A 1,722-nucleotide genomic window follows, 5' to 3' on the forward strand; every position below is an offset into this window, starting at 1 on the left:
CCGCCGCGCAGGCCGATGAGCCCCCGGCCGCCGAACTGCAGCCGGTCATGGTGGTCATGGACTACTCCAGCTCCATGCTGGCCAAGGACGCGGACGGGAAGGGCACCACCCGCATCGACGCCGCGAAGAAGGCCACCAAGCACCTGATCAACAACGCACCCCAGGACGCGTCGATGGGCCTGGTCGTCTACGGCTCCAAGACCCCGAAGAAGTGCGATGACATCACCACCGTGCAGAAACCGGGCCCGGTGGACAAGAAGGAGCTGGCCGGCAAGCTGGACGGGCTGAAGGCCGTGGGCGAAACCCCGATCGGGCCTCGCTGCTGCATGCGGCCAAGGAGCTGCAGCAGGTCAAGGGCCCCAAGTCGATCATCCTGGTCTCCGACGGCGAGGAGAACTGCTTCGAGCCCCCGGCCTGTGACGCGGCGAAGGACCTGGCCGGGCAGGGCATCGACCTGACCGTGCACACCATCGGCTTCAAGGTGAACTCCAAGGCCCGGCCGAACTGGAATGCATCGCCAAGACCACCGGCGCAGCTACGTCACCGCCCAGGACGCCGACTCGCTGCAGCAGGAGCTGACGGTGCGCACCCTGCGCGCCTTCGCCGGCTACACCCCGGCCGCGCCCCGATTCAGGCGCCACCCAGATGCATGAGGCCCCCACCATGGTTCCCGGCCAGTACCTGGACACCCTGGAGCGCGGGGAAACCGAGAGCTGGGTCAGCAAGGACGGCACCACCAAGTACTACAAGATCGGTCCGCTCAAGCCCGGCGAGCGCGCCCACTTCTCCGCCACCATGATCCCGGACCAGACCTACGACCACGCCACCGTGGCCTCCGGCCGGGTGCGGGTGCAGCTGGTCAACGGGCAGGGGCGCGAGTGCACCTCCGCGCAGAGCGCCAACTCCAACACCAGTGAGCTCGGCCGCCCGATGAGCGGCTACGTCAACAGCCCCGAGTACCGCCAGGACGCCTCCACCGGCTGCTTCGCCGACGGCACCGGCGAACTGTTCGCAAGGTGGCCCGCGACGGGGAACTGCAAAAGGACGCCCCCATGGACGTGGAGCTGCTCTACGTGCTGGAACCGGCCGTGGACGCCACGCTGCTGGGCGCCGAGGCGCGCCAGGCCGATGAACCCAGCTCCGTCACCGTGACCGGGCAGGCGGACCCGGTGCTGGGCGGCTCCAGCTTCAACGACGCGCTGCCCATCGAGTCCGGGAAGATCTATGCCGACTCCGCACTGACCAGCGAGGGACGCTACTACAAGGTGCACGTGGGCAACGGGCAGAAGCTGAACCTGCGCGCCACCAGCGGGAACAACACCGAAGCGGGCACCAACAAGGTGGGCGTGGCGGTGTACTCGGCGGTGCGCGAGCAGGTGCAGATGGTGGGGGAAAATTCCCTGTACCGCTCCAAGACGAACTCCACGGCGACCTTGAACATGCGCACCGCGGTCGACCAGTCCAACCGTTCCGGTTCGATCGGCAAGGACGCTACCTGGGCGGGGACTACTACGTGGTGGTGTATTCCGACACCTGGCAGCAGAAGTCCAATGCGGTGCCCTTCGACTACGAGCTGGCCGTAGAGGTCACCGGCACCGAGCAGCCCTTCCCGGGCGCCGCGCCGATCTTCGAGGGCGAACCGGCCGGCGAACCGGACACCGACCAGGATGCCGGGCAGGCTTCAGCCGAACCGGCCCCCGCCGAACAGCAGCAGGATCAGCC

4 protein-coding genes are annotated in these 1,722 nt (G+C 67.9%); all 4 read left to right on the plus strand.

The genetic code is table 11. From position 1 onward, the window contains the following. The coding region (locus JCM19049_RS13295) for a VWA domain-containing protein (RefSeq protein WP_279403210.1) at nucleotides 1-458 on the plus strand (458 nt) is incomplete at its 5' end. Between the two features lie 51 nt (nucleotides 459-509). Further along, entirely contained in the window at nucleotides 510-653 is a 144-nt protein-coding gene (locus JCM19049_RS20965) for a hypothetical protein (RefSeq protein WP_279403211.1), read from the plus strand. Then, entirely contained in the window at nucleotides 646-1,152 is a 507-nt protein-coding gene (locus tag JCM19049_RS13300; RefSeq protein ID WP_054821825.1) for a hypothetical protein, read from the plus strand. The genes JCM19049_RS20965 and JCM19049_RS13300 overlap by 8 nt, the downstream gene beginning before the upstream one ends. Next, nucleotides 1,053-1,583, plus strand: a complete 531-nt coding sequence (locus JCM19049_RS13305) for a hypothetical protein (protein ID WP_279403212.1) — start codon at nucleotides 1,053-1,055, stop codon at nucleotides 1,581-1,583. Before JCM19049_RS13300 ends, JCM19049_RS13305 begins: the two co-directional genes overlap by 100 nt. Nucleotides 1,584-1,722 lie beyond the last annotated feature (139 nt).

This window comes from Arthrobacter sp. JCM 19049 (genome assembly GCF_001310435.1).

Coding starts and splice junctions, on each gene's coding strand:
- JCM19049_RS20965 (WP_279403211.1), top strand. CDS start 510: ATGCATCGCCAAGACCACCGGCGCAGCTACGTCACCGCCCAGGACGCC.
- JCM19049_RS13300 (WP_054821825.1), top strand. CDS start 646: ATGCATGAGGCCCCCACCATGGTTCCCGGCCAGTACCTGGACACCCTG.
- JCM19049_RS13305 (WP_279403212.1), top strand. CDS start 1,053: ATGGACGTGGAGCTGCTCTACGTGCTGGAACCGGCCGTGGACGCCACG.